The 20,273-nt window shown below is 70.9% G+C and carries 22 protein-coding genes; 7 read left to right on the top strand and 15 right to left on the bottom strand.

The window, feature by feature from the left end:
* Positions 1-8: 8 nt before the first annotated feature.
* The gene (gene cynS / locus OTB19_RS07430; RefSeq protein WP_267797219.1) at positions 9-479 is read left to right on the top strand and encodes a cyanase; all 471 of its coding nucleotides are present in this window, start codon (positions 9-11) and stop codon (positions 477-479) included.
* Positions 480-588: 109 nt separating this feature from the next.
* Here the strand turns inward: cynS and OTB19_RS07425 are convergent, their stop codons facing one another.
* From OTB19_RS07425 to OTB19_RS07385, 9 genes are all read right to left on the bottom strand, one after another.
* On the bottom strand, positions 589-1,149 hold the full coding sequence (locus tag OTB19_RS07425; protein ID WP_267797218.1) for a potassium channel family protein: 561 nt from the start codon (positions 1,147-1,149) through the stop codon (positions 589-591).
* A 133-nt stretch (positions 1,150-1,282) separates the two neighbouring features.
* Positions 1,283-2,557: a DUF2254 domain-containing protein gene (locus tag OTB19_RS07420; RefSeq protein WP_267797217.1), complete on the bottom strand. Its 1,275-nt coding sequence runs from the start codon at positions 2,555-2,557 to the stop codon at positions 1,283-1,285.
* Between the two features lie 145 nt (positions 2,558-2,702).
* Positions 2,703-3,155 carry a hypothetical protein gene (locus tag OTB19_RS07415; protein WP_267797216.1) on the bottom strand — a complete coding sequence of 151 codons (453 nt, stop codon included), beginning with the start codon at positions 3,153-3,155 and terminating at the stop codon, positions 2,703-2,705.
* A 156-nt stretch (positions 3,156-3,311) separates the two neighbouring features.
* Complete coding sequence (locus OTB19_RS07410) at positions 3,312-3,980, bottom strand: PepSY domain-containing protein (protein ID WP_267797215.1); 669 nt, start codon at positions 3,978-3,980, stop codon at positions 3,312-3,314.
* 163 nt (positions 3,981-4,143) lie between these two features.
* Entirely contained in the window at positions 4,144-4,467 is a 324-nt protein-coding gene (locus OTB19_RS07405) for a plasmid stabilization protein (protein ID WP_267797214.1), read from the bottom strand.
* Between the two features lie 256 nt (positions 4,468-4,723).
* On the bottom strand, positions 4,724-5,344 hold the full coding sequence (locus OTB19_RS07400; RefSeq protein WP_267797213.1) for an endonuclease: 621 nt from the start codon (positions 5,342-5,344) through the stop codon (positions 4,724-4,726).
* A gap of 183 nt (positions 5,345-5,527) precedes the next feature.
* Complete coding sequence (locus tag OTB19_RS07395; protein ID WP_267797212.1) at positions 5,528-5,920, bottom strand: YciI family protein; 393 nt, start codon at positions 5,918-5,920, stop codon at positions 5,528-5,530.
* Between the two features lie 87 nt (positions 5,921-6,007).
* Positions 6,008-6,850: a hypothetical protein gene (locus OTB19_RS07390; RefSeq protein WP_267797211.1), complete on the bottom strand. Its 843-nt coding sequence runs from the start codon at positions 6,848-6,850 to the stop codon at positions 6,008-6,010.
* A 109-nt stretch (positions 6,851-6,959) separates the two neighbouring features.
* Positions 6,960-8,051, bottom strand: a complete 1,092-nt coding sequence (locus OTB19_RS07385; protein WP_267797210.1) for a PP2C family protein-serine/threonine phosphatase — start codon at positions 8,049-8,051, stop codon at positions 6,960-6,962.
* A 345-nt stretch (positions 8,052-8,396) separates the two neighbouring features.
* Here OTB19_RS07385 and OTB19_RS07380 point away from each other — a divergent pair, with 345 nt between their 5' ends.
* Positions 8,397-9,482 carry a PP2C family protein-serine/threonine phosphatase gene (locus tag OTB19_RS07380; protein ID WP_267797209.1) on the top strand — a complete coding sequence of 362 codons (1,086 nt, stop codon included), beginning with the start codon at positions 8,397-8,399 and terminating at the stop codon, positions 9,480-9,482.
* A gap of 127 nt (positions 9,483-9,609) precedes the next feature.
* On the top strand, positions 9,610-11,670 hold the full coding sequence (locus OTB19_RS07375) for a pectinesterase family protein (RefSeq protein WP_267797208.1): 2,061 nt from the start codon (positions 9,610-9,612) through the stop codon (positions 11,668-11,670).
* A 107-nt stretch (positions 11,671-11,777) separates the two neighbouring features.
* On the opposite strand, the gene OTB19_RS07370 is transcribed toward OTB19_RS07375, so the two are convergent.
* Genes OTB19_RS07370 through OTB19_RS07360 form a run of 3 tightly spaced genes read right to left on the bottom strand, consistent with a single transcriptional unit; the run spans position 11,778 to position 12,600 of the window.
* Positions 11,778-11,909, bottom strand: coding sequence for a hypothetical protein (locus tag OTB19_RS07370; protein WP_267797207.1), 132 nt, complete (start codon positions 11,907-11,909; stop codon positions 11,778-11,780).
* Positions 11,906-12,097, bottom strand: coding sequence for a hypothetical protein (locus OTB19_RS07365; RefSeq protein WP_267797206.1), 192 nt, complete (start codon positions 12,095-12,097; stop codon positions 11,906-11,908). Before OTB19_RS07365 ends, OTB19_RS07370 begins: the two co-directional genes overlap by 4 nt.
* Positions 12,064-12,600, bottom strand: coding sequence for a hypothetical protein (locus OTB19_RS07360; protein ID WP_267797205.1), 537 nt, complete (start codon positions 12,598-12,600; stop codon positions 12,064-12,066). The genes OTB19_RS07365 and OTB19_RS07360 overlap by 34 nt, the downstream gene beginning before the upstream one ends.
* On the opposite strand from OTB19_RS07360, the gene OTB19_RS07355 reads away from it, so the two are divergent.
* Complete coding sequence (locus OTB19_RS07355) at positions 12,572-12,868, top strand: cysteine hydrolase family protein (protein ID WP_267797204.1); 297 nt, start codon at positions 12,572-12,574, stop codon at positions 12,866-12,868. The genes OTB19_RS07360 and OTB19_RS07355 overlap by 29 nt on opposite strands.
* Positions 12,869-12,956: 88 nt before the next feature.
* On the opposite strand, the gene OTB19_RS07350 is transcribed toward OTB19_RS07355, so the two are convergent.
* Together OTB19_RS07350 and OTB19_RS07345 are read right to left on the bottom strand one after the other, a co-directional pair.
* The gene (locus tag OTB19_RS07350; protein ID WP_267797203.1) at positions 12,957-13,169 is read right to left on the bottom strand and encodes an I78 family peptidase inhibitor; all 213 of its coding nucleotides are present in this window, start codon (positions 13,167-13,169) and stop codon (positions 12,957-12,959) included.
* Positions 13,170-13,289: 120 nt separating this feature from the next.
* On the bottom strand, positions 13,290-13,850 hold the full coding sequence (locus OTB19_RS07345; RefSeq protein ID WP_267797202.1) for a TetR/AcrR family transcriptional regulator: 561 nt from the start codon (positions 13,848-13,850) through the stop codon (positions 13,290-13,292).
* Between the two features lie 109 nt (positions 13,851-13,959).
* On the opposite strand from OTB19_RS07345, the gene OTB19_RS07340 reads away from it, so the two are divergent.
* On the top strand, positions 13,960-14,583 hold the full coding sequence (locus OTB19_RS07340; RefSeq protein WP_267797201.1) for a DUF2867 domain-containing protein: 624 nt from the start codon (positions 13,960-13,962) through the stop codon (positions 14,581-14,583).
* Positions 14,584-14,732: 149 nt separating this feature from the next.
* Here OTB19_RS07340 and OTB19_RS07335 read toward each other — a convergent pair whose 3' ends face one another.
* Entirely contained in the window at positions 14,733-15,896 is a 1,164-nt protein-coding gene (locus tag OTB19_RS07335; protein ID WP_267797200.1) for a PP2C family protein-serine/threonine phosphatase, read from the bottom strand.
* Positions 15,897-16,314: 418 nt separating this feature from the next.
* Here OTB19_RS07335 and OTB19_RS07330 point away from each other — a divergent pair, with 418 nt between their 5' ends.
* Positions 16,315-18,936 carry a SpoIIE family protein phosphatase/ATP-binding protein gene (locus OTB19_RS07330; protein WP_267797280.1) on the top strand — a complete coding sequence of 874 codons (2,622 nt, stop codon included), beginning with the start codon at positions 16,315-16,317 and terminating at the stop codon, positions 18,934-18,936.
* Between the two features lie 159 nt (positions 18,937-19,095).
* Entirely contained in the window at positions 19,096-20,241 is a 1,146-nt protein-coding gene (locus OTB19_RS07325; RefSeq protein WP_267797199.1) for an ABC transporter substrate-binding protein, read from the top strand.
* Positions 20,242-20,273: the final 32 nt, after the last annotated feature.

The raw sequence follows: 20,273 nt of genomic DNA, 5'->3' as shown, positions 1-20,273 counted from the left end.
CGCTTCTCATGGTGCACGCCCAGTTCGACAACACCGCTCGTCAGGCCCTGGCCAACAAGGCCGTTGACGCCAAGGTCCACAAGGACCTGTCCTGGCAGCGGATCGCCGACGTTGCCGGCCTGTCGGTCGCCTTCGTCACCGCCGCCGTCCTCGGCCAGCACCCCTTGCCCACGGCTTCGGCCGAGGCCGTGGCCGAGCTTCTCGGCCTGGACGCCGATGACACGCTGCTGCTGCAGACCATCCCGACCCGGGGCTCGCTCCCGGGTGGTGTCCCCACCGACCCGACGATCTACCGCTTCCACGAGATGCTCCAGGTCTACGGCACCACGCTCAAGGCGCTGGTCCACGAGCAGCTCGGTGACGGCATCGTTTCCGCGATCAACTTCAAGCTGGACGTGCGGAAGGTCGCCGATCCCGAAGGCGGCGAGCGCGCGATCATCACCCTGGACGGCAAGTACCTGCCGACCAGGCCCTTCTGATCCGATGCCGGTCCCACCGCCCCTGCCGGCCCGGCACCCGGGCAGCCGCCACGCCCGGCACGTGACACCCCCGCGCCCCTGGTCGGCGGTGGCGACCACGCGCGCGCGGTCACGGGGAAGGCGGCATGCCGTCGCCCTCGTCGAGGCCGGCCGATCGGTCGCGGCGTAGCCGGCCCCGCTGGACCGCGTTCGCGAGGAGCCGGGCCGCCACCCCCAGCAGGAGCAGATCCACGGCGATCTGTCCGGTGGTCAGCAGCCGGGCCGGCTCACTGCGCGCGCTGATGTCCCCGAACCCGACGGTGCTGAACACGGTCATCGCGAAGTACAGCGCGTCCGTGCGCGTCAGCGGTTCACTGAAGCTTCCCGGCGCACTGTGCTCCATCAGAAAGCAGGCCGCGGCGTACATCAGGACGAAGAGCGGGATGGTGATCGCCATGCCCTCCATGGCTTTGAGTCCGGGCCACCGCGATCGCGCGATCGTCTGGATCTGCCACACCAGGAGGGCCGCCACCGCGGCGATGCCTCCGACGAGCACGAGAACGGTGGTGGTCGTGAACGCCGACTCCATGGGCAGCAGGTAGTAGGCCGCCGTCAGGAGTGCAACCGCGCCCAGCGAGCGCACGCAGGCCAACAACAGTTGCCGGCGGTGACCATCCGAGTTCTCTTTCACGACTCCGCCCAGACCGCGACGCGTGTACCTGAGCCGGTCCCCAAACTCTCCGCTGAGCCTGGCGCCGCGCGGCAGGCGCACCGCGAGGTCACCGACATGGCCGCTCGGGCTCCCGCGGTGTCATGTCCCGGCATCACGGATCGCCCTGCGGGGTCCGTTCCCCGGGCTGGTGGCGGCCGCCGATGCCCTGGCTGTCCGCCGTGTGGGCGAGGGCGCGGCGGACCGGATCGGCGAACTTCCGTTCCACTGCTTCCCGTAGGAGTTCCAGCTCCGTGCGCACAGCAGGCTGGTGCGCCGGGGGCAGGCTGTCGAGAAGGCCTTCGAGCAGGGCACGGAGCCGCCGGCAGACCTGGACGGACGACGCGCCGTACTCCCGGATCTCGCAGACGGCGAGCTGGAGGAAGTCCTCCCAGTCGCGCCCCCGCAGTACGAGCCGCGGCCGGCCGTGGTCGTCGGCCAGCACGTAACGGCCGGGGAGCTCCCTTTTCCCCGTCATGTGCAGGAACGACTCGATGTGGTTGAGGAGCTGCACCGCGGTGGTGGGGTCGTTCACCGCGGGCGACAACGCCCGGATGGCGATGTCCACGAGGATCCGGAGGGCGAAGGCGGGGTCCTGTTCGATGGTTCGTTCGGCGCCGAGGGCGATCAGCCCGGCCACGTGCCGCGGATCGGGCGATGACTCACCCCCGTGGACCTCGATGAGAACGGTGCCGGGCGGTACGTAGTCGCCGATCAGGTCCCGTGCGACGAAGGTGCAGTCGTGTCGGGTCGCTTCCGCCACCAGCGCGGCCACGTTGAAGGCCTGGATGGCGCCGCCGCGTTCGGAGCCGATGCTCATCACGGGGTCGCCCGACGGTACGGGGGCGTCGGCGCGTGGCTCGGCATTCCGGATGACCGTGGCACCGTGCGCGAGGACGTTCTCCCCCATGCGTCCGACCAGGTCGGCGATGGCCACCGGCCTGAGGTTGTGAGTGAACCGGTTGAGGTAGACGAGCAGGAGCAGCAGGCTGACGGCCACGGCCGCGCCGGCGAGGGAGACGCCGAGGTCGGGTACGGAGTTCGACTCGATGCTGCGGAGGAGGGAGAACGCGAAGGCGAACGTTCCGGTGAAGGTGGCCAGCACCGCCTTCTGCAGCCGATCCCGGTACCACAGGCGCATGTACCGCGGGGACAGGGTTCCGGTCGCCTGCTGGACCACCAAGACACCGATGGTGACGACGAATCCGAGGAGCGCCACCATCGCCCCGACGATGGCGCTGAGTACGCCGCTCGCCGTGGTGGCCGAGTAGCTCCAGCCGCTCGGCCAGTCCGCCCTGTCGGCGCGGATGGCCCATTCGGCGAGGACGACGCCCAGGATGATGCCGAACAGGGGAACGATCCACAGGCTGGCCTTGATGTACTGCCGCATCCTGAACGTGAACGCCCAGGAGATCACCGCGTGCTCACGACGCCCATGCGCCTGCCCTTCCGGACGGTGAAATCCAGTGCTCGGCCGTCACGCACGGGGCATCCTCCGGATCCGGACCTGTACGGACGCTTCTCGACCTTCACGGTCACGGTAGAGCCGGAGGCGGCGGGGCGCCTCCGGCGGGCTCGGCGGCGTGTCCGGGCACGAGCAGGACCACGCTGTCGCCCTCGCGCGGTGTGACACGCTGCTGCTCCGTGACCGGTTCCAACCGGCGGTCGGCCCGGATCACGAAGAGGGTGTCGGAAGCCGGCGGGCGCGGCGAGGACGCGGGCCGCACCACGAAGCGGGCCCCTTCTTCGTAGCGCTGTGCCAGAACGTGACGGACAAGCGCCGTGCCGAAGAGGATGGCACCACCGCCGGTGTAGGGGGCGACGACACCGTGGCTGCCGTGCGGCGGACCGACCCGGTAGACGTGTCCTTCGACGTTGCTCTCCATCACGACGGAGGCGAGCGCGTTGAAGTCGTCGTCGGTGGCCAGGAGTACCCGTCGTGACGCGCTGCTCGCGGGTGAGGCCCCCTCGGCGGAGATCGGCTGCAACCGCTCCTTCCTCGGAGCGTTGGCGGCCGCCGGACCGTCCCGTCCAGCTCCACGACCCCGACCTGACGATCGCGGCCATCCGTCTCGTCACCGGCCGCGCCGCCCAGTCGAGCACGGGGACACAGGCCCCGTAGAGCCCCCGGCCATCTCCGGTGATCAGTCGCGGTCGACGTGCTCGCGCACGACGGTTCCCTTGGCCGCGTCGATGTCGTACGTGGTCTTGTTCCAGTCCGGGGTGACGATGTCGACCGACCAGACGTCGTCGTCGAGTTCCACGGCCGTGACGGCACCCGGGGTGCGTCCCGTGGCGGTGACCACCGCCTTCTCCGCGGTGCTGGTCGCGGCCTTCACCTGCTCGGCGATCTCGCTCTTGTCGTCCGCGTCCTGCCCCGGCTCGACCCGCGAGCGGCTGATCTTCCCGGTGACGGCGTCGACCCGGACGTCATGGATGGTTCCGTCTTCGGCAGCCACCGAGACGTCCCACACCGGCATCCCGGCTGCCTGGGCGGAGGCCGCCGGGCTCGGGCTGCCCGAGGCGGTACCCGGGGCGGCGCCCCGGGTCGCGGTCAGCTCGATCTCCACGAGCCGGCCCTTCGCAACGGCGCCGAGCGCGGTGGCTGCGGCATGATTCCACTGCACCTTCGCCGCGGGCACCAGGGCCATGCGCTCACGCTGGTCCTCGGTCATCGCACCACCCGTCGGACTGGCCTGGGAGGAGGACGGCGCTGCGGGAGCGGAGGTCACGGGGGCCTTGCTCCCGCCACAGGCTCCGGCCATCAGCGTGGACGATACGGCGAGGCCGCGCAGTCGAGAGAGAGTCGTCATGACCGCCACGCTTTACCGGCATGACCTGTTCCGGCGCCGGACCACACCGCGAACCACCCGATCGCGAACCACCGACGCACTCGAACGGACCAGCGTCTCGGGCCGGCGTCCCGGGTTCAATCGAAGGTGACGACAGGGGCACGGCCTCGGGCCCGCCACGTGCTCACTTGCCGAGGGCCCGCTTGAGTTCGGCCTTGTCCATCTTGGAACGGCCCTCGATGTTCCGCTGCTTCGCCTCGTTGTACAACTGCTCCTTCGTCGGGCCCTGCGAGCCGCTGTGGGAACGCTGCCCGCCGCGCTTCGAGGAGGACATGTCCTGGATCGACGAGCGGCTCGCGGTCTTCGACTCGCCGGAACGGGCTCGTTCCTTGTTGACCGTGCGCGCGGCGATCTCCTCGGCGCGCTTGGTGCTCTCGCCGCGCTGCTCGGCGCTCTCTTTGATGTGCTCGTACTGACGTTCGCGCTTGGGGCTGGATCCGCGGGGCATGGCCTCTCCTCGACTCGTCACGTACCGATCCGGTGGCGGATCCACCGGACGCGCACCGCGTCTGCCCGGACGAGGGCGCATCACACCGACTTCGGGTGGCGATCAGGTCCGCCCGTGCGCCGGAGTACCGCGGCCGCGTTCACGGCCGGCGCGTGCACGTACAGGCAGCGTGCTGGGCCCCGTCGCCGGCCGCGACCGGGCCGGGTCCACCCGGGTCACGCGCGGTGCACGACCGGTCGGAACGGGTCAGAGCCTGTCAGGACCGGGCGGAGGAGAGCTCGGCGCGGACCAGGGCGGCCGCCAGCCTGGGCAGATCCTCGGCACTCACGAGATGCGCCAGGCCCTCGGCTGTCCGAGGGAGCCCCAGCTCGGCGGCAGCGTGGCGAGCCCGCAGGTCGAAGGCGGGGCGCAGCTCGGGCCAGACGCCCTGTGCCTCGCGGCAGAAGATGTCGGCGCCCACCGGGCCGATCCGCGGTACTTCCCGGAGCAGCTCACGGATGCGGTCGGGGTCCTCGCACGCCGCCTTGCGCAGCCGTCGCAGGTCTCCGGCGTACCGGTCGCGGACGAGTTCGGCGCCCTCTGCGAGCGCCGTCGCCGTGCTTTCGTCGTAGCGACGGTAGTGGGCACGGCCCAGTGCGTCCACCCGGTCCTGCCAGGAGGACGCGGCCATCGCCCGGGGCGTGCGCCACCCTGCGGCGAACACCTCGTACGCGGCGGCCACCGCGATGTCCGCCTTGATGCGCACGGAGAACAGGACGCAGAGCGTCAGCAGTTGGTACAGCGGCATGGGGGTGTTCCGCAGGTGGATTCCCGCCTCCTCGGCATGGGTCCGCCCGTGTTCGGCCAGCAGTTCCCTCACGGTGGCGCGCTGCGTCATGTCGGGCCTCCCTTTCGCCGGCCGGTGCGGGCTCCCACGGCTCCCCTACCCAGGTTCGCCGTCGTCAGCCGGACGTGCCCGGCATGGCCCGCGCCCGGCACGACTGCGCTCGTGATGCCGGGCGCGAGGGTCGGCCCGAGGCCCGGCGCGACCGCCTCCGGACGGTGCCGCGGCCGGGCGGACTCAGGCTTCCGTGGGGTCACCGGGGATCGCGTGCACCTCGACCGGTTCGTTGCCGGGCTTCCCGCCCGGGCCGGGGGACGCCGACGCCCGTGCGGCGATCTCCAGGGCCCGGTCCTCGTTCTTGACGTCGACCAGCCAGTAGCCGGCCAGGATGCGGCCTTCCTGGGCCGGCCCGTCGGTCACCTGCGGCCGGCCGTCGCTCCCGGCTCGCACCGTCTTGACCAGTGACGGGCCCCCGAGGCCCTGACCGTCGACCCACTCCCCCGCCGAAACGAGGTCCTCGTTGAGGGCATTCATGTGGGCGAACATGGCCTTCGTGTCGTCCGCCGAGAACGACGACATGATGGCGTCCCACTGGTCGGCAGGCACGTTCAACTGGGTCATGTACTTCATGTTCCTCACCCTTCCCGGGCGGTTGTCCGGCTTCTCAGGCTCTTCGAGAAGGTAGACGGGCGGGCGGCGCGAAACTCATCGGTGGCCCTACGGTCGTTCGAAGGCCTGGAGCATGCCGCCGACCGAGAAGCACAGGGCGCCGGACAGCGTCCCCCAGTTCGCGATGTCGGCGTTGATCAGGCTTCCGGTGGCCGGCCGGGTGAAGGCGGCCAGTGCCGAGAGCATGAAGAGCACCGACCCCAACTGGTTCACGGCGACGATCCACCAGCCCAGACTGCGCGAACGAAAGCAGGGCCGGGACCGGTGGCAGATCTCGGCGAACGCGAGGTGGCCCGAGACCAGGAAGAGTACGCATCCGACCACGTCAGGGGCCCAGATGAGCCGGTTGGTCTGCTGAGCGGTGAGCCCTTGGAGGAAGGAGTCCAGAAGGTTGACGCCGAACACGAGCGTGCCCACGAACAGGACGAATGTGCTCAGCCAGTCCAGCCGCATGGGCTCGTACCCCCACCACCTCCAGTCGGCGGTGACCAGGTCACCGCCCTGCCGGGAGTGGCGAGGCGCGTTCAGCGCCTGCAGGAGGGAGGTGTAGCCCCCGAGATTGAAGAACAGACCGCCGGCGAAGTAGAGGGAGGCGCTCTCGCCCGCGTCGCCCGATCCGAACTGGGCCACGGCGGCCCCGAGGGCGAAGAGCGCCCCTCCAATGACGAAGGCGCCCGAGGCGAGGGCGTTCAGTCTGCGAAGGCGCCCGAGGGCTCCGGCGTCGGCACGCGCGGACACGGAAGCCGTGTCTCCCGGGCCCCGGACCGAGAGCACCCCCCGTCTGCACGCGGCGCGCGACTCCCACACGACGGTTCCCCCGTCGGAGCGGTGCCAGGTGCGCCGAGTGGTGAAGGGTCCCGCGCCTTCGGCGCGTTGCTCAGGCTGTCCCACGTCCCGAGACTAGCCCTGGGCGGGTGCCCCGACGGACAGCGAAACGCGTGGCGACGCCGCCCCGACCGTCCTGAACGACCGCCCCCCGGCCACATCCGCCCCTCGGGTTTCAGGTCTCACGCAGGCGTACGGCCAGGGCGGCGATGTCGTCGTCGAGGCGTCCTCTGCTGTAGCGGAGCAGGTCGCGGTGGAGAGTCGTGAGCAGTTCACGGGGTGGCGTCGGGGGTTGTCGACGCATCCAGGCCGCCAGCGGGAAGAACTCGCCGTCGCGGGCGCGGGCCTCCGCGATCCCGTCGGTATAGAGGAGCAGCAGGTCCCCGGGGGCGAAGTCGAAGGAATCGACGTTGTAGTGCTCACCGAGGAGCTCCGCGAGGCTGAGCAGTGGCGAGGGGGTGGCGGATTCGAGGACACGGAGTCTCCCGCGGTTCAGGAGCAGTGGCGGGGGGTGTCCGCAGTTGAGGATGTCGACACGTCTGCCGTCGTGCGGGATCTGGACGAGGAGGGCGGTGGCGAAGCGTTCCATCGGCCCTTCGGGCGGAAAGGCGGCGTTGTAGCGGGTGCTGCTGGCGTCCAGCCTTCGTGCGACGTTGATCATGTCGGTCTCGCCGAAGGCCGCCTCGCGGAAGGCATTGACGATCGCCGCGGCCGCCCCCACTGCCGGCAAGCCCTTGCCCCGCACGTCGCCGATGAGCAGTCTGACCCCGTAGGGCGTGTCGACCACCTCGTAGAAGTCCCCGCCGATGCGGGCTTCCGCCGCGGCCGCGAGGTACAGCGACTCGATCTCCATGCGCCCGATGCGGCGTGGCATGGGGCTCAGCACCACCTGCTGCGCCGCGTCGGCGACGAGTCGTACCTGGATGAGGGTGCGCTCGCGCAACAGCCGGACGTGGCTTCCGTACGCGGCGGCCACGGTGACCGCGATGATCCCCGCGGCCGTCCACCACGTTCCCAGGTCGGGGAAGACGAGGCCGAGGCCGATCATCAGGAGGAGGCAGACCGTCCCGAGCAGGACGGTGGGCAGGACCGGCCACATGGCGGCGGCCAGGGCCGGCGCCGCGGGCAAGAGGCGACTGAAGGCCATCTCCGGCGGTGTGGCGTAGGCCAGGCTGGCGATCACCACGGTCAGGATGACCGGCGACAGCCGCACGAACCATCCCCGGCCGTCGCGCCGGCGGAGCCACGGCCGCCCAGATTCGGTCACGTTTCTCACGATATCTGCGTAATGGTGGCATAGCGCCCTGACGAACACGGCCGGCGGGACTCGGGGCGTGCACCACCCCTCCTCGACCCGAACAGATGACCGAGTCCGCTTTCGTCGCGTCCGGCAGGACGACGTATGGCCCGCACGGGCGGCGGCTCCGTTCGGGGCCACGGCGCGGGTGCGACCCCGGCGTGCGAACAGCCGGCCCACCTGCCGGGGCTGCGGGCTTCTCGTTCGGCGGCGTGGCGGGCGGCGCACTTCTCCGGCGTCGCCCAAGATCGGGTGGTGGACCTCCTTCGCAATACGAGAACCCGGTACCGTGCGGTCCGCCTGCTCCCTGCCGTCATGATCGTGGCAGCGGCGGTCACCGACTTCGCGACGCCGCAGCAGGATCACTACGGTGCCTTCCTCTACGTGGTGCCCGGACTGGCCGCCGTGGGGTGGGGCGTGTGGGGGACCATGGCCTTCGGGGCGGCCGCGATCGTGGTGCTGACCATGCTGGAGGCGGACCGCGGAGAGCCTCCCGTTCGGGCCGCCCTGTCGTTCACCGTGCTGGTCGGGATGATCAGCGTGGTGGCGGCCTGGTCCAGCAGCGTCCGTCAGCGTCGCGAGAAGGAGCTGCGGCACGTCCGGGAGGTCGCGGACGTGGCACAGCGCGCCGTTCAACACCCGCTGCCCGAGCATCTGGGATGCGTCGACCTGCACCTCCTGTATGAGACCTCGGTGGCCGGCGCCCACCTCGGCGGCGACTTCTACAAGGCGCTCCAGGTGGAAGGCGCGGTGCGGGTGATGATCGGAGACGTGCAGGGCAAGGGGCTCGGGGCGGTCGAGATCGCGGCTGTGCTCCTCGGCTCCTTCAGAGAGTCGGCGTACACCGAACCCGACCTGGCCGCCATCGCCCGCAAGCTCGAGGCCAGCATGCGCCACTACGAGTCGCGCGTCGGCATCGACGACGCCGACCGCTTCGCGACCGTGATCCTGGCCGAGATTCCCACCGACCGCCCGGTGATGAGGCTGCTCAGCTGCGGTCACCCGCCACCCGTCCGTCAGGTGCGCGGCCACACGGCTCAGTATGTCGACTTCCCGCAGCCGTCCCTGCCCGTCCACCTTCCGGTGAGTGTCGAGGACGACCACACCGTCGAGGAAGTGCCCTTCGAGGTGGGTGACCGTGTGCTCATGTACACGGACGGCGTCAGTGAAACCCGCGATGCCTCCGGTGCCTTCTACCCGCTCGTCGAACGGGTGTCGGCCTGGCAGGAGGTGGCGGACCGCGAGGTGCTGCCTCGACTCGCGGCCGACCTGCACCGGTTCAGCGCGCACGGCCTGGACGACGACACGGCCGCCGTGCTGGTCGTACGTGCCGCCGTCTCGCGCGCCGATGACGACACCCCGATGGCGCGGGTCGCCGGGGAGCACGCCCGTAGGCCGTGACGCGAGCCCTCGGCCCGGGCAGGCTCACCCGTCACCGTCCGTCCCGGACTCGCGGCAACCTTTCCGTCCGCGGTGGCAACTGGTTGGCGTCCACCACCAACCACCCCGACCACCAGGACAGTGAGCGATGCGAACCACTCGACACACGGCACGGCACCGCAGGCGCAGGCTCGGCCTGAGCGTGGGCATTCCGTTGGCAACGGCGACCGCAGCGGGCCTGGCGTACGGCGGGGCCTTCGGTGCGTTCGGTGCCGAAGCCTCGGAGAAAGCAGCGACGGCCGGTGCCACCCCGGCGTGGGCCCGGGAGGTCGCGGACGGCTTCGCCTCGGTCAACGCGCTGGGGCAGAAAGGCACTTACGGCGGGCGGGACGGCGCGATCGTCACCGTGCGGAACCTTGCCGACCTGGAGAGGTACGCCACCGCCTCGAAGCCGTACGTCATCGTCGTGGCCGGCACGATCACCATGGCCCCGAAGGGCAAGGAGATCAAGGTCGCCTCGGACAAGACCATCGTGGGCGCGGGCACCGCGGGCCAGATCGTCGGCGGAGGTTTCTTCCTGGGGCAGGGCGTACACAACGTGATCATCAGGAACCTGACCATCCGCGACTCGTACGCCGGGACGTGGAACGACAAGGACCACGACTGGGACGCGATCCAGATGGACGGCGCCCACCACGTGTGGATCGACCACAACAACCTGCGGAACATGGCCGACGGGCTGATCGACAGCCGCAAGGACACCACGTACCTGACGGTGTCCTGGAACCAGTTGAAGAACGACAACAAGGCCTTCGGCATAGGTTGGACCGATCACATCACCGCCGACATCACGATCCACCACAACTGGTTCCACGAGACCGAGCAGCGCAATCCGTCCACCGACAACGTGGCGCACGCGCACCTGTACAACAACTTCCTCCAGGACGACCCGGATTCCTCCATCTCCGCTTCCTACGGCAACTACGCGCGGGGCGGGACCAGGATGGTGCTGGAGAACAGTTACTTCGAGGGCCTCGCCAACCCCGTCACCAAGGACGGAACGGCCTCCCTCGTGCAGCGCGGGAACGTCTTCGTGCACACCACCGGCCGCAACGAGAGCGGCGGGAAGGCCTTCGACCCGAGGACGTACTACCGCTACACCCTGGACCCGACCGCCGCCGTCCCCTCGAAGGTGAAGTCCGGCGCCGGCCCCCGTCCCACCATCGGCACAACGGCCGCCACCGCTCCCGCCACGGCCACGCTCTCCGTGGCCAAGGACGGCTCCGGCCGGTACAGGACCGTCCAAGCCGCCGTCGACGCGGTACCGGCGAACAACACCACACGGGTCGTCATCAGCGTCAAGCCCGGCACCTATCGGGAAACGGTCAGGATCCCGTCGAACAAGCCGCACGTCACCCTGCAAGGGACCGGCGGCAGCCGCCGGGACACGGTCATCGTCCACGGCAACGCCTCCGGCACCCCCACACCGGACGGGTCGGGCACGTACGGCACCGCCGGCAGTGCGACCGTCGCGGTCGAGGCCGATGACTTCCAGGCCCGCAACCTCACCGTCTCCAACGACTTCGACGAGAAGGCCCACCGCGACGTCAGCGCACAGGCGGTCGCGCTGCGCACCGCCGCGGACAAGATCCTCCTCGACAGTGTGATCATCACGGGCGACCAGGACACCCTTGAGCTGGACGGCGCCGCGCGTGCGAGGCCCGGCCGGGTCTACATGACGAACTCGTACGTCGTCGGTACCGTCGACTTCGTCTTCGGCAGTGCCACCGCCGTGATCGACCGCTCGGTGATCACCCTCAAGAAGCGCTGGGACGGCACCTCGGCAGGCTGCGTCACCGCGCCCAGCACCCCCGCCGGCCGCAAGGGGTTCCTGATCGTCAACAGCACGTTCAACGGCGACGTGGCTCCCGGAAGCTTCGCCCTCGGCCGGCCGTGGCACGCGGGCGGCGACGCGTCCCTCGACCCGCAGACCACGGTGCGCGACTCCACGCTCGGCAGCGGCATCCGCCCCGCACCGTGGTCCGACATGGGCGGCTTCTCCTGGAAGGACGACCGCTTCGCGGAGTACGCGAACACCGGCCCGGGCGCCGGCACACCGAGCGGCGACCGCCCGCATCTGAGCGACGCCCGGGCCTCCGGCCAGGAGGTCGGGGACTGGTTGGGCGACTGGACCCCCGTGACCTCCTGAGGTCCACCCGCATAGGGCCTCCGACCTGCGGGTTCATGATGCAGTCGGGTTCGGCGGCCGATGCGGCCGCCGTCATCGACGCGGCCGGGTGGTGTCACGAGGCGGGCTCACGAGGTGGTGTCACGGGGTGGGTAGGTGGGGAGGTCGATCGCGTCGGCGGGGGGCGTGAACAACTTCGACGCCAGGCCACCGAGTCGGGCGGCGGCCTGGCTGCCGACGACCCTCAGGACGGTGTTCATCGTGGCGAGCCCGGCGCGGCCGCGCGGGTTGAGGACAGGAAGGCGAGTGTGGCCCGGATGGTGCCGAGGTTGTCCGGGCGCAGGGTGACGCTGCGACCGTGGCCGGCGCTGTGCCAGCGCCACAGGTAGGTGTCGGCGCCCGTGCGGGGGAGGGTCAGATAGGCGATGTAGAAGTCGAGTTCGCGCACGGCGTCGATCTCGGGGAAGACCAGGAATCGGGTGCGGGAGCGCAGTCCCTCGGCGAGGACGACCAGGTCGAACGTGCGGGTCGGACCGTGGGCGAAGGTGACCGTGACCCCGTCCTCGGTGTCGTCGAGGGCGACATCCGGTCGCCGAAGAGGTACTCGGTGTCCTCGCGGGTGCGGTCGATGATGATGCGGGACAGTTGGCCCCGCAGGATCTCCAGCTCGGCGGTGGGCCCGTCGGAGTCGGACGTGCCGGCCGCGAAGCGGGCGAGAGGGGCGCCGGTGGCGTCGACGAACTCGCTGCCCGTCTCACCGGTCGAGGCGGCGCGGATCGCGTCCTCGATGCCCATGCGGCGGGCGACCTCGCGGCCCGCGCCGCGGACGTCGATGTTCTGCCCGTCCTCGCGAAGCTCGTCGAAGCGTTCGACGACGGTGGTCTGCCGGCCCTGGGCGTTGAGCCAGCCCGGCAGCGGGTACGTGGAGGGGCTGGTACGGCCCGGGGACATCGAGATCGTCAAGCGCACCGTCGGGGCCTTCGAGGGCACCGGTCTGGACGGGCGGCTGCGCGAACGGGGCGTGGACACGGTGGTCCTCGCGGGCCTGGTGACCACGATGGGGGTGGCGGCCACCGCGTGGGCCGCCTCCGACCGGGGGTACGAGGTCGAGTTCGTGGCGGACGCCATGTCGGGGTTCGCCGCCGATGAGCACACCCTGACCGTGGAACGGGTCTTCTCCCGCATCGGCGAGGTCCGCACCACCGCGTCGTACCTCTGAGGCAACGTGCCGGGTGGTCGATCCACCGTGGACATGGACGTCGTCCGGCGCGGCGCCTTCCCGTGGTAGGGAGGCCGCACGCGGGTGGTCATCCGCTCCAGGCGCGCCGCACGGTGTCGTCCTCGACCTCGAAGTTCAGCCGTCCGGCGCGGTGTTCCATGGTCAGGATCGTGCCCGGAGGGACCGTGCGCACGGTCGACCAGCCGCGCCGGTGTGCCTGGCGTTCGGCCTCGTCGGTACCGAGACCCGCGTAGCGCTTCGGGTCGTCGTCGGGTGTGGGAGAGGAAGTGGATGCGGTCATGGGCCTCTCCTGCCCCGCCGACGCGCTTCGGATGCCCTTGGCGCCGGGTGCGCGCGGGTGATCCTGTCCCCGGGATCCCGTTCGCGCGCGTTTCCCCCTCCTCCGCCCTGAGTCCGGCGGCTACTCCAGCAGCCGGCGACCGATCAGCTCCATCACCTCGGCGCGGCTGCGCCTGCCGTTGTCGGCGGCGTTGAAGTGATTGCCGATGCGTACCGAGACGGCGAGCAGGCAGCGGACCTCGACCTCGTCCTCGTCGGGGCAGAAAGAGGAGAACAGCGAACGCAGGTAGTCCATGCGGCGGTTGTCGACGCGGCGCAGGCGCTCGGCGACGGCCGCGTCGCGGCGGGCCCAGTCGCGGATCGCGATGTCGGCGGTGGTGCCCCGCACCGGCCCGTCGGTGCTCTCGACGACGATGTCGAAGAGTCGCTTCAGCCTGACCCTGGCCGCTCCCCCGCCGCTCTCCACCTGCTCGATGACGCCTTCGGCGACCTCGTACTCCCAGGTGTCGAGCATCTCGGTGAGCAGTGCGTCCCGGTTGCGGAAGTAGCCGTAGAAGCCACCCTTGCTGACGCCGAGTGCCTGGGCCAGCGCCTCGATCCGCACGGCTTCGGGGCCGCCGGCGACGAGTGCCCGCAGGCCCTCCTCGATCCACTTTCCGCGGGGTGTGCGGGTCGCGCCCATCCTGCGTGCCTCCTCCCTGTGTGTCTCCTCACGTCCCGCCGAGTATACGGGGGCGTATAGATCTGCCTACACTCGATATATACGCCACCGTATAGACAGGGGTCCGGCCATGCGACTTCCCCGAACCGACCACACCGAACGCCCGTGGAGGATCCACGAGATCGCCGACGACTTCACGGTCGAGGACGTATGGGCGCTGCCCACCCCCGGCGGACCGGACGACCTCGCCTGGTTGGTGGGCCAGTTCGCCGAGGGCATGAAGAGCGGGGTGAAGGGAGACGGTTTCGTCTCCCGTGCCCTCTTCGCCGTCCGCTGGAGGCTCGGCGCGCTGTTCGGCTGGGACGAGCCGGAGTCCGACACCGCCGGCCGGCGGGCCGAACTGCGCGACCGGTTGCCGACGGACCTCCGCGACGGGCCCCGGGGTCCCGACCTCGGCTCGTCCCCGTTCACCTCGCTCTACCAGCGCGAGGACGAATGGGCCGCCGAGATGGCCAACAAGACCGTGCGGGCGGTGATGCACATCGGCTGGGTGCCGGACGGGGCCGGCGGCCACCGCGGCCAGATGGCCGTCCTGGTGAAGCCGAACGGACTGCTCGGCTCCCTCTACATGGCCGCCATCAAGCCCTTCCGGTACCTCGGGGTGTACCCGGCGCTGATCCGCTCCATCGGCCGCGAGTGGGAGGCGAACGCCGCCGCGCGAGGAAGCGCGAGTCGCAACGCGAACGGCGAGTGATCCGCTGTCGGTCCGTCGACAACCCCTGACGGCGCGCCTGCCGGGTTCACTCGGTCCGGGATCTCGCGGGCGGCCATCGCCACATCACGCGCATCCATGGGTGACGGTCTCCTCACCGGCACGGCCGACCGCAGGCAGCCCACGGTCCCCTACTCGTGTCCCTCGTCCTCGCACCGGTCGACGAGGATGACCGCGACGTCGTCCGCGAGGGCGCCCCGGGTGTGGCGGAGCAACGCCTGGCGCAGGCCTTCCAGGAACTCCTCCAGGGTGCGGTCGCGCATGCCCGCCATGGCCTCGGACAGGTCGAAGAAGGCGCCGTCCCGGTCGCGCGCCTCGATCACACCGTCGGTGTACAACAACAGCCTGTCCCCCTGCGCGAACGGATGGCGGTCCACCCGCCCGGGAGGACCGCTGATGAACTCCGCCAGGCCCAACGGCGGCAGGGGTGTGGCGGGCATCAGGAACCGGACCGAGCCGTCCCGCTGCACCAGGGGCGGCGGGTGGCCGCGGTTGACCACCTCGACATGGGGGCTGCCGTCCGGGATCTGGACCACCACGACGGTGACGAATGCCTCGAGGAGGGTGTCGTCGCCGTCGGCCTCGCCCGCGCCCGCGAGCGCGCCCGCGACGAGGGCGTCCCGCCGCAGGGCCGCCTCGCAGTGGTTGACGACCTCCACCAGGTCGTCCTCGTAGTGCACGGACTCCCGGAAAGCGCCCAGCACGATCGCGGCGGCCCGTACGGCGGGCAGACCCTTGCCCCGGACATCTCCGACAATCATCCGGATGCCGTACCGGGTCTTGACCGCCTCGTACAGATCGCCGCCGATCTGCGCACCCGACTCGGCCGCCAGGTACAGGCTGGCCGCCCGCACGCCGCCCAGCCGGGACGGCACCGGCCGCAGCAGGACGTCCTGGGCGGCCGTGGCGATCCGCCGGACCTGGTTGAGCTCGTTCTCCCGGCGCGTCCGCGCGGTGCTGCTCGTCATGAGGCTCGCCGCGGAGACCAGGAACAGGGCGAGGAAGTTCGTGTAGACCTGCTGGCCTCCCCAGGCATGGTTGTGGGTGGCGGTGACCACGCTGACTCCGACGGCCACCCCCGTCGCCGCGAGCGTGCCCTTGGGCCCCATCGTCACCGCCGCCAAGGCGGGTGTCGCGACCAGCAGGGGGCCGGTGTACAGGACGTGTGCGGGCGTGAGCTCGACGACGAGCACCAGCAGGGCGAGTGCGAAGGGCAGGCACTCCGCCAGTGCGAAAAGGACCTGGTGGTGACCGCCGGCTCCCGGTCCCGGGGGCGAGCGCACGGGCGCCCTCATGCGTACAGCCTGCCTCGTCCGGACGCATGGCCGCCACTCCGGTTCCCCGGCCCGGTGGGCGCCATGGCGGCGGACCGGACCCCGCCAATGCCCCCGCACGGCGCGCCACACCCTCGTCCTGAGCGGCGATCCCAAGATCGCTGCGGGCCGGCGACCGACGCTCCCCGCTGCCGACGGCCCGAAGAGGTTGGAAAATATGAACATGGGCGTTTTCCTGGGAGATCTCCGGCGCCGGCTGCTCGGCTTGACCGCGAGCTTTTCCGCCTCCCCGCGCCGTCCCCGGTCAGGATCCCGCCCGGTGGACCAGGAGCACGTCCGGCCCCCCAAGGGCAGGGTGCGCAGGCCACAGCGTCTGTCCTCCCTGCTGAGCGTGCGCAGCGTGGCCGGCGAGGTGTTCCTCCTCCAGTTGGCCGTCGTGATGCTTCTCGTCGCCGCCGCGGTGGGGGCGCTCGTGGTGCAGGCCCGCAGCTCCGCCATGATGGACGCCCGGCACCGGACGCTCGCCGCCGCCGGAACGTTCGCGGAATCCCCCGGAATCGTCCCGGCCCTGCACAGCGCCCATCCGAGCGCGGTCCTCCAGCCGAGTGCGGAGGCGGCCCGGAAGATCGCCGAGGTCGACGGCATCAACGTGTACACGCTCGACGGCGTCACGCTCACCCACAGCGATCCGCGGCAGATCGGGAAGCACGTCGTGGGCCCCTTCTCCAAGGCGGCGGCCGGCACGTCCTTCACGGAGACGTTCGAAGGGTCCCTCGGCCGTTCCGTGGTCTCGGTGGTCCCCGTCAAGGACCCCGACGGGCGGGTCATCGCCGTCGTCTCCTCCCCCGTCACGGTCCAGAACGTACAGAACATGGTCAACCGACAGCTGCCGGTCGTCCTCGGCACCGCGGCCGTGGTGCTTCTCCTCTCCGCGGGCGGGACGGCCCTGGTGAGCCGTCGGCTGCTGCGCCGGACCCACGGCCTGGGACCGGCCGAGATGACGAGGATGTACGAGCACCACGACGCGGTGCTCCACGCGGTACGAGAGGGCGTGCTGATCGTCGGTGGTGACGGACGGCTGCTCCTGGCCAATGACGAGGCGCGGCGGCTCCTGGACCTGCCGGTGCACGCGGAAGGGCTGCCCGTCACGGACCTGGGTCTGGAGGAGGGGATCGCCGAGTCGGTCGCGTCGGGACGTTCCGCGACCGATGAGCTGCACGTGGCGGCCGATCGGCTGCTCGCGGTGAACATCCGGCGCACCGCCCCCTACGGGAAGGCCGGGACGGTCGTCACGCTGCGGGACACCACCGAGCTGCGGGCACTCTCCGGCAGGGCCGAGATGGCCCGCGAGCGGCTGAACCTGCTGTACGACGCGGGGATGCAGGTCGGGACGACGCTGAACCTGGAGCGCACCGCGGAGGAGCTGGCGGAGGCGGCGGTCCCCCGGTTCGCCGACGTGGTCACCGTCGACCTGCTGGACCCGGTGCTGCGCGGCGAGGAGCCGTCCGAGGCGAGCACCGAGATGCGCCGCACCGCCGTCGTCGGCCTTGACGGGAACCATCCGCTCTCCCCCGTCGGCGAGCTGATCCGGGTCGCTCCCAGCGGCCCCATGGCCACCGGGCGGGCAGGCGGCCACGCGGTCCTGGAGGCGGACCTCCGCGCCACCCCCCAGCACTGGCGGGCCCAGCACCAGGCCAATGCCCAGCAGATCCTGGACCGCGGCATCCATTCCCTGATCTCCGTGCCCCTGCGCGCCCGGGGCGTGCTGCTGGGCATGGTCGGCTACTGGCGGGGCGAGGACTCCGCGCCGTTCGACGAGGAGGACGTGTCCTTCGCCGAGGAGCTGACCGCCCGGGCGGCGCTGTCCATCGACAACGCCCGCCGCTTCACCCGCGAGCACACCATGGCCGTCACCCTGCAGCGCAGCCTGCTGCCCCGGCGCGTACCGGAGCAGTCCGCCGTCGAGGTCGCGCACCGCTATCTGGCGGCCCAGGCGGGGGTGGGCGGGGACTGGTTCGACGTCATCCCGCTGCCCGGGGCCCGGGTGGCCCTGGTGGTCGGCGACGTCGTCGGCCACGGTCTGCACGCCGCCGCCACGATGGGCCGGCTGCGCACCGCCGTGTACAACTTCTCCACCCTGGACCTGCCTCCGGACGAGCTGCTGAGCCACCTGGACGAGTTGGTCGCCCACATCGACACCGACGAGCAGGAGTGGCAGGGGATCACCGGGGCCACCTGTCTGTGTGCCATCTACGACCCCGTCTCGGGGCAGGTGACGGCCGCCGCCGCCGGGCATCCCGGCCCCGCTCTGGTCCACCCGGACGGAACCGTGTCCTTCCCCGACGTTCCCGTCTCCCCGCCGCTGGGCCTGGGCGCGGGTCTGCCCATGGAGACCATGACGATCACCCTGCCCGAGGGTTCCCGGCTGGCCCTCTTCACCAACGGCCTGGTCGAGAGCCGGGGCCGCGATCCGGACGCGGCCCAGGCCGCGCTGCGCGCCGCCCTGGCGGGGCCTGCTCGTACTCCTGAGGAGACCTGTACCGCGGTGATCGACGCGATGCTGCCCACCCGGCCCGGCGACGACGTCGCGCTGCTGGTGGCCCGTACCCGCCGGCTGGACCCCGCACGGATCGCCGAGTGGGAGGTGTCCCCCGACCCCGCGGCGGTGTCGCCGGTGCGCAACGCCTGCTCCCGCCGACTGGTGGACTGGGGTCTGGAGGACATCGCCTTCACCACGGAACTCATCCTCAGCGAGCTGTTGACCAACGCCATCCGCTACGGCACCGAGCCCATCCGGGTGAGGCTGCTGTACGACCGGAGCCTGGTCTGCGAGGTCTCCGACGGGTCCAGCACCTCCCCGCACCTGCGTCGGGCCGAGGACACCGACGAGGGCGGGCGCGGCCTGTTCCTCGTCGCGCAGTTCGCCGAGCGCTGGGGCACCCGCTACACCGCACGCGGAAAGATCATCTGGAGCGAGCAGACCCTCCAGGACGAGACCGCGCCGCCCGCGCTGGACCTCGCGGAGGCGCTCCTGGCCGGGTGGGGCGAGGAAGGGTTCTGAGAACCCTCCGGTCCGGGAGGCGACGCACACACCCGTCGGGCACCGCGACCGCCCCGGGACCGGGAGCGTCTGCGACCTGGAGCGTCTGGGACTGCGCGGCGAGGCCGCCGAACGTACGCTGGCCTCGATCAGTGGACGATCGGCCGTAATGGAGCCTTTGTGCCCGCATCCCGTCTCCGGACAGCCTCCGTCGCCGCCTGCCTGGCTCTCGCGGCGGCGCCCCTCGGCGCCTGTGGAGACAAGCCCGACGCCACGCCCAGAGCGCCCGCGGTGGCCACCTCCGCCGCGGACACCGGCGGCATGGCGGCGCTGACCGCGGCGGCAAAGAAGGAGGGCTCGCTCAACACGATCGCGCTGCCGAGCGACTGGGCCAACTACGGCGCGCTGATCGAAGGCTTCGAGAAGAAGTACGGGATCAAGGTCACGGTGGAGAACCCGGAAGGGACCAGCCAGGACGAGATCGACGCCCTGAAGGAGCACCGGGCCGCAGGCCTCGCCCCCGACGTGATCGACGTGGGGGGCTCGTTCGCGCAGTCCGCGGCCCGGCAGGGCCTGCTCGCTCCGTACGAGGTCGCCGAGTACGACCAGATCCCCGAGGAGCAGAAGGACCCGCGGGCCCGCTGGTACAACAACTACGGCGGCTACATCTCGATCGGCTGCGACGCCAAGCGCGTCAAGACCTGCCCCTCGACGTTCGCCGATCTGCGCAGGCCCGAGTACAAGGGCAAGGTCGCGCTCAACGGCGACCCCACCAAGTCCGGCTCCGCCTTCGCCGGGGTGTACGCGGCGGCCCTGGCGAACGGGGGTTCCTTCGACAACATCCAGCCCGGTATCGACTTCTTCGCCGACCTCCGCAAGAACGGCAACTTCATCCCGCTCGAATCCTCGGTGACCACGATCGCGAAGGGCCAGACCCCGATCAGCATCGACTGGGACTTCCTCAACCTCGGATATGCCGACGACTTCAGGAAGAAGGGCGCTGACATCGACTGGCGGACCGCCATCCCCTTCGACGGCAGCTTCGCCCAGTACTACGCGAACGGGGTGAACAAGGACGCCCCGCACCCCGCGGCGGCACGCCTGTGGCAGGAGTACCTCTTCAGCCCGGAGGGCCAGAACCTCCGGCTCGCCGCCTATGCGCGCCCCGTCCTCATGGACGCGATGAGGAAGAACGGCACACTCGACAAGGCCGCCGCGGAGAAACTGCCGACGGTCGAGGGCACGCCGACGTTCCCGACGGAGGCACAGACGGAGAATGCGCGACGCACCGTCAACCGCAACTGGGACAAGGCGCTCTCGGGCTGAGTCCAACGCCTGCGCGTCGTGATCCCGAGCCT

The organism is Streptomyces sp. H27-H5 (genome assembly GCF_026627505.1).
Classification (GTDB): Bacteria; Actinomycetota; Actinomycetes; order Streptomycetales; family Streptomycetaceae; genus Streptomyces.
The sequence above is the reverse complement of the archived record's forward strand: the minus strand, read 5'-3'. Positions and strand labels throughout refer to the sequence as shown.